Source organism: Thermoactinomyces intermedius, assembly GCF_013912365.1.
GTDB classification, from domain to species: Bacteria; Bacillota; Bacilli; order Thermoactinomycetales; family Thermoactinomycetaceae; genus Thermoactinomyces; species Thermoactinomyces intermedius.
The window spans coordinates 1-5872 of record NZ_JACETT010000072.1 but is presented as its reverse complement, the minus strand read 5'-3'; the positions used below and the strand labels follow the sequence as shown (position 1 = coordinate 5872).

Genomic DNA, 5872 nt, shown 5'->3' with positions numbered 1-5872 from the left:
ATATATAATAATTATGTCTGAAACGTAAAATTTAAAAAATATTTGCCATAAAATGAAATATTTCGTGATGGAAAAAGAAGCAAAAATTGACGCATTTTTTATTTTACCCGGATAAGGCGAAAATTGCAAACAATTGTTCGTTTGCGAAGAAAGGGGAATGAAGATGCCGGATCATGACGTGATTTATCAAGAACAAGCTTCCATGTATGACCGGTTGATTTCCAAACAAAAAAGCGTGATCCCTTTTCTTGAAAAAATCCATTCAGGAAAAGGAGCCGATATTGTGGACATAGGGGCCGGGACCGGAAGGCTGACCGTGCCGCTGGCAAAAGTTGCCCGCAGTATCGTGGCCTTGGATGAATCAGCCGGGATGCTGGCTGTGACGGCAGAAAAGCTGAAAGCGGAGGGACTGGATCATTGGCAGGTGCAGGTGGCCGATCATCGCCGCCTTCCGGTGGAAGATGACCAAGCCGATTTGGTGGTGGCCGGATGGAGCATCTGTTATCTGGCCAGTTCCAATCATCCGACATGGAGAAAAAATTTAAGCCAAATCATCGGGGAGATCCGGCGTGTCTTGAAACCGGGGGGGACCGTCGTCATTTTTGAAACGATGGGAACCGCCACCGAAGAACCGGATCCTCCGGATTTTTTACGCCGGTATTACCGGGCTCTGGAAGAAGAATACGGTTTTTCCCATTCGGTCATCCGCACTGATTACACATTCCGGGATCTGGACGAAGCGGAAGAATTGACACGCTTTTTCTTTGGCGATGAAGTGGCGGACAAAGTGAGAAAAAACGGCTGTGTGCAAGTGCCCGAATGGGCGGGCGTATGGTGGCGGTCATGGTGAGCCGGTGATACGGAATCAAGGGTTTCGTGATAAAATAAACATAGTCTGTTCATGAAGGGATGAGTTGCATGGAAATGATCGACGCAGATCTGTTAAACAGGATCCGCAGCCAAAAACCCTTGATTCACAATATCACCAACGTGGTGGTGACGGCATTTACAGCTAACGGGTTGCTTGCATTGGGAGCATCCCCTGTCATGGCTTATGCCAAGGAAGAGGTGGCTGACATGGCCAAGCTCTCGCAAGCGCTCGTTTTAAATATCGGCACGCTTCAAACCGACGTGGTGGAAGCCATGATCATTGCCGGCAAATCAGCCAACCGGCACGGGGTTCCGGTCATCTTTGACCCCGTTGGCGTGGGCAGCACCCCCTACCGGCTGGAAATGGCGCAAAAAATTTTGTCGGAAGTAAACGTTTCGGTGATCCGGGGAAACGCCGGGGAGATTTCCGGATTGACCGGTCAGACCGGATTGACCAAAGGCGTGGATGCGCAGGAGGAAGAAACCGCCGGTTTGGTGGAAAATGCAGACGCATGCGCAAAATCCTTCAAAGCGGTGGTGGCAATGACCGGCAAGGAAGATCTCATCACGGACGGATCCACTCATTATTTGGTGCAAAACGGCCATCCTTTATTGATGAAAGTAACCGGCACGGGTTGCCTGCTTTCTTCTGTATTGGGAGCCTTTACCGCAGTGGGGGCAAACCATTTACAGGCCGTCGTCACCGGTGTCGCCGCCTATGGGGTGGCAGGCGAATTGGCGGCTGAAGAAACAGGAGAAAAGGGCCCCGGATCTTTCCAAACGGCCTTTTTGGATCAACTGCATTGGGTTACTGACAAAGATTTGCAATCAATGGCCCGGGTGCAAAAGGTCAATCCGTAGCAGAACACACCCTGCAACAGTCTCCGTCCGGAGATGAACCACCAATGGAAAGGATGTCCGTTTATGTTATTAAGTGTTTTGGACCAATCCCCGATCCCTGAGGGGAAAAATGCCGTGGAAGCTTTGGCGGATACGACCCGGTTTGCCCAAGAAACCGAAAAAATGGGTTATCATCGCTTTTGGGTGTCCGAACACCACTTTACCCAAAGCTTGGCCGGATCGAGCCCGGAAGTTTTGATCAGCCATTTGGCGGCCAAAACTTCCCGCATGCGGATCGGTTCCGGAGGCGTGATGCTTCCGCACTACAGCCCGTATAAAGTGGCAGAAAATTTCAAGGTGTTGGAGGCACTTTATCCCAACCGGATTGACTTGGGGGTGGGAAGAGCACCGGGTGGCATGCCGCTGGCGACCCGCGCCCTGCAGGAAGGCAAGGAAACGTTGGGACATGACACATATCCGGAGCAATTGAAAGACCTGATCATTTATCTGTATGATTTGGCGGAGGAAAATGAAAAGTTCCCCGGCCTGTTGGCCACCCCGCAAATCGAAACGGCTCCGGAACTGTGGTTGTTGGGCTCCAGCGGAGGTAGTGCGTCGCTGGCTGCCGAATACGGGGCAGGTTATTCGTTTGCCCAGTTTATCAACGGAGCCGGCGGGGAAGAAGTGACCCGCTATTACCGCGAGCATTTCCGACCTTCCCGGATCAACCAAAAACCGCGGACAATGGTCTCCATTTTTGCGGTGTGCGGCGAAACGGAGGAAGAAGCGGAAAAACTGGCTAGCTCGCTCGATTTGTCCTTGCTCTTGATTGAGAAAGGAGAAGCCCGGGGCGGAATTCCTTCTGTGGAAACGGCATTAAATTATCCCTATGACGCGTTTGACCGGTTCCGCATCAAAGAAAACCGCAAACGGGTGGTTGTTGGCGATCCCGCTCATGTCAAGGAAAAAATTCTCCGGCTGAGCGAAGCGTATCAAGCCGATGAGGTGATGCTGGTTTCCATCATGCATGACTTTGAAGCCAAGCTGAAATCTTACCGGTTGATCGCCGAAGCGTTTGACATGATCTGAAAAACAGAAGGCAGGGCACTCACCGCCCTGCCTGTTATTTTGTTTCTTCGATGACACCGCAAGCGATCCGGTCCCCGGCATTTCCGGCAGGATCCGACTTCAGGTCATCGGCTTTTTCATGAATCACCAGGGCGGTTCCCCCGCTTTTCAGCAGCGAATGGGATGCTTCCGGATTCAGCGTCACGCCGTCCACAGTCAAGGTGACATCCACTTTTCCGTCCGGATTCACGGTGATGTTGTCCAAATCCCCGGCATGGGCTCCTTCCGGGTTTTCTTTTCCGTGTTTTTTGCCTTTCGGATTAAAATGTCCGCCGGCCGATTCGAAATCCGGCGCTTCGCATTGGCCGGTTTCATGGATATGGAAGCCATGTTCGCCGGGAGCCAGGTGATTTGCCGTGAGATGAATTCGCACGCCATGTTCATCCTCTGTGATTCTCGCTTGTCCCACGGAATGGCCCTCACCATTGGTCAGATTGGCCACCGCTTTAAGCAGAGGGGTTCCTTCCGGCGTTTTTTCTTTCGTTGCATGGGGATCCCCGGGAGCCGTGGCATCTTCGCTCGGGGAGCATCCCAAGCTTCCCGCCGTCAGCAACACGAGCATGGAAAAAAGAGACAAGAAGCGCATGGTGGCATTCCTCCTGAAAGAAGGATTTCCCTCATTATTCAAATAATTCAATGATTTGTCAAGGATTCCCGGGGAGAAGGGGGGAAGGGGACTCATTGGGATTGGATATTTTTATATAATAGAACTGAAAGGAGCGGATAAGTGGTGAAAACAGCGGATTTATGTGATCATTATTCGTCACTGGGTGTGTGTGAAAACATTTTTTTGAATTTTGGAAAGAAAAAGCGGTTTAACGGCCCGATTCATACGGTGAAAGTGTTTGAAGACAATGTACTGGTCAAAGAAGCTTTACAAACCGTTCCCTCCGGTGCCGTGTTGGTCGTCGACGGAGGCGGTTCCAACCGCTGCGCTTTGATGGGGGACCGGCTGGCTACAATCGCCGTGGAGCGGAACCTGGCCGGCGTCATCATCAACGGTTGCATTCGCGATTCAGCCGAAATCAATGAAATGGATCTCGGCGTTCGGGCCCTTGGCACCTGCCCCGTCAAAAGCAAGAAAGAAGGAAAAGGCAAGCGGGACATCACCGTCTCCTTCGCCGGCGTTCACTGGAAACCAGGCTGGTATGCTTACGCCGATGAAGATGGCATTGTGCTCTCGGACAAGCCCTTGACCTTGGACTGAAAAATGGTCGTCGACCCCCGGCGGAAAAGAAATCCCGGGGGTCAAATGATACGGAATATTCCTGCAATATTCTCAAGGTGATTGAAAAAACTTAATATGTCTTCCTTGTCATTTCAGAAGGATTGACCGCAAAAAAACAAAGGATCCGGTTGCCTTGGGGCTTCCTTTCAGTTTTTGATTGCGGAAAAATGGTCTCAGAGGAGGGCGAAATCATGCAAGGGAAACGATCCGATCGTCTTTGGCTGAGAATTTGCGCTGTCATCATTATCTTTTCAGGTGTTTTGGAAGCAATGAACAACGGGATGGATGCTCTTTTGCCCTTGTCATTGGGGGTGTCTGTTGTTCTTTATGTATTTTCTAATCTGGATATCAGAAGGAATGATGAAAGAACTCAGTTGATCAAAGGCAAGAGTGGATTTTTGGCTTATGCAATCGGTCTGATCAGTGTCGGGGTTGTATATGCTTCTTCAAGAGCGAATCTTATTGATACCGAATCCGGTGTTTTGATTGCTTTGTCCATTTTTATGATTTCTTATCCTTTGTGTCTGGTTGTGTACAGCCGCTTAAATGAATGAGATGGCAAAGATACCTGTGATTCAATTCTGAAATCCATCGGATTTTCTTTTCCTGTGTTCTTTAAATTCAAATAGTTTGACGAAAATGTAGACCAGTAAAGAGGATATCGTTGAGTTATCCGGGCTGTCCTCAAAGACGGTCTGTTACATAAGAGACCGCCAGCCCGTAAGTAAAGAAACCACATGAGCTGTAAAGAAAAGAAAGAACAAATAACATTTCAACATCATCGTTGTCTAAAGGATAAGAGGCATCAGAAAAAATGATGATATATAAAAACTTATAGTAAACAGCAAATGACAAAGCGGCAAAAAATAATGCCAACAACCTTTTTCCGAAACCGATCATAAGAATCCTCTTTGTTTTTGGTATAAATATTATATAGAATATAGAGAATATTAACAAAAAAAGATTTTAAAGAGTGTACATAAGCGAAAAGGGGATGCTCAATATTTCATAACCTAAAAAAAACAGATTTCCTTGGGTTCTTTTTGTCGCAGTAAGTCTTTCCTTTTCACTCGCCAATTCTTCAGTGATCTCCCCGGGAGATCGTTTCTGGACCGTGGTTTTCTTCTAACACTGGCTCAGGTTCAACCAGGATCGAAAAAGAGCAAAGTCAATCATGGATTATTCAATCGGCCTTCCAGCCGGAGGATCCCCCGCTGTATAATTGTCGCTTGCATTGTATTTTCACCTTTTCCTATATTCTATTTTACCAATAAGAAATTATTTTCTGGATATTTATGATGGATTGTTGCTTTCTAAGTACTATCCACATAGATTAAGGTGTGGAAGTGTTTGAATGACAAATCAACTTTTCCGATTCTCTTGAAATTCAAAGAGTTTCACACAAACAAATACAAATAAAGCAGCGGTTGTTGAGAAATATCCAATCCAATGGGTTGTATCGATTTGTAAAATCCACCGGTCAGCCATCCATCCAAACAAACTGTAGCAGAGCAATGCAATCCCGTGTTTCCACGGGTTCTGAACTGAATGCAAAAGCCGGTCGGTTACATAAGAGACTGCCAGTCCGTAAGTAAAGATTCCGCAACCGCCATATATAAAAGAGAAAACGAACATTGTTTCAACCGTCGAACTGTCTAAAGCAGGATCATCGATGATACCGAGAAACATATAATATATGGCAAATAACAAAGTGGCAAAAAATAATGCCAGCAACCTTTTTCCGAAACTGATCATGGGAATCTCCTTTGTATTTTATACAAAAATTATATTAAAAATATATAATAT

At 47.4% G+C, this 5872-nt stretch carries 8 protein-coding genes; 5 read left to right on the top strand and 3 right to left on the bottom strand.

Annotation, left to right across the window (positions count from 1 at the left end; genetic code table 11):
* The first annotated feature begins 163 nt into the window (after window positions 1-163).
* The 3 genes from H1R82_RS13870 (at window position 164) to H1R82_RS13860 (ending at window position 2799) form a co-directional block, all read left to right on the top strand.
* On the top strand, window positions 164-850 hold the full coding sequence (locus tag H1R82_RS13870; protein ID WP_181731878.1) for a class I SAM-dependent methyltransferase: 687 nt from the start codon (window positions 164-166) through the stop codon (window positions 848-850).
* A 59-nt stretch (window positions 851-909) separates the two neighbouring features.
* On the top strand, window positions 910-1731 hold the full coding sequence (gene thiM, locus H1R82_RS13865; protein WP_181731877.1) for a hydroxyethylthiazole kinase: 822 nt from the start codon (window positions 910-912) through the stop codon (window positions 1729-1731).
* Window positions 1732-1794: 63 nt separating this feature from the next.
* Window positions 1795-2799 (top strand): LLM class flavin-dependent oxidoreductase, encoded by a 1005-nt coding sequence (locus tag H1R82_RS13860; protein WP_181731876.1) that lies wholly within the window; start codon window positions 1795-1797, stop codon window positions 2797-2799.
* Window positions 2800-2833: 34 nt separating this feature from the next.
* Here H1R82_RS13860 and H1R82_RS13855 read toward each other — a convergent pair whose 3' ends face one another.
* Window positions 2834-3424, bottom strand: a complete 591-nt coding sequence (locus tag H1R82_RS13855; RefSeq protein ID WP_181731875.1) for a superoxide dismutase family protein — start codon at window positions 3422-3424, stop codon at window positions 2834-2836.
* Window positions 3425-3568: 144 nt separating this feature from the next.
* Between H1R82_RS13855 and rraA the strand changes: the two genes are divergently transcribed.
* Together rraA and H1R82_RS13845 are read left to right on the top strand one after the other, a co-directional pair.
* Window positions 3569-4045, top strand: a complete 477-nt coding sequence (rraA, locus tag H1R82_RS13850; RefSeq protein WP_037993650.1) for a ribonuclease E activity regulator RraA — start codon at window positions 3569-3571, stop codon at window positions 4043-4045.
* Between the two features lie 212 nt (window positions 4046-4257).
* Complete coding sequence (locus H1R82_RS13845; RefSeq protein WP_181731874.1) at window positions 4258-4620, top strand: hypothetical protein; 363 nt, start codon at window positions 4258-4260, stop codon at window positions 4618-4620.
* A gap of 130 nt (window positions 4621-4750) precedes the next feature.
* Here the strand turns inward: H1R82_RS13845 and H1R82_RS13840 are convergent, their stop codons facing one another.
* Both H1R82_RS13840 and H1R82_RS13835 read right to left on the bottom strand, forming a co-directional pair.
* Window positions 4751-4966 carry a hypothetical protein gene (locus tag H1R82_RS13840; protein ID WP_181731873.1) on the bottom strand — a complete coding sequence of 72 codons (216 nt, stop codon included), beginning with the start codon at window positions 4964-4966 and terminating at the stop codon, window positions 4751-4753.
* Window positions 4967-5428: 462 nt separating this feature from the next.
* Entirely contained in the window at window positions 5429-5821 is a 393-nt protein-coding gene (locus tag H1R82_RS13835; protein WP_037993644.1) for a hypothetical protein, read from the bottom strand.
* Window positions 5822-5872 lie beyond the last annotated feature (51 nt).

What these genes read in the sequence shown, in the direction of transcription:
- H1R82_RS13855 (WP_181731875.1), bottom strand. Translation starts at nt 3,424, where the DNA reads ATGCGCTTCTTGTCTCTTTTTTCCATGCTCGTGTTGCTGACGGCGGGA.
- H1R82_RS13870 (WP_181731878.1), top strand. Translation starts at nt 164, where the DNA reads ATGCCGGATCATGACGTGATTTATCAAGAACAAGCTTCCATGTATGAC.
- H1R82_RS13860 (WP_181731876.1), top strand. Translation starts at nt 1,795, where the DNA reads ATGTTATTAAGTGTTTTGGACCAATCCCCGATCCCTGAGGGGAAAAAT.
- H1R82_RS13835 (WP_037993644.1), bottom strand. Translation starts at nt 5,821, where the DNA reads ATGATCAGTTTCGGAAAAAGGTTGCTGGCATTATTTTTTGCCACTTTG.
- H1R82_RS13840 (WP_181731873.1), bottom strand. Translation starts at nt 4,966, where the DNA reads ATGATCGGTTTCGGAAAAAGGTTGTTGGCATTATTTTTTGCCGCTTTG.
- H1R82_RS13845 (WP_181731874.1), top strand. Translation starts at nt 4,258, where the DNA reads ATGCAAGGGAAACGATCCGATCGTCTTTGGCTGAGAATTTGCGCTGTC.
- thiM (WP_181731877.1), top strand. Translation starts at nt 910, where the DNA reads ATGAGTTGCATGGAAATGATCGACGCAGATCTGTTAAACAGGATCCGC.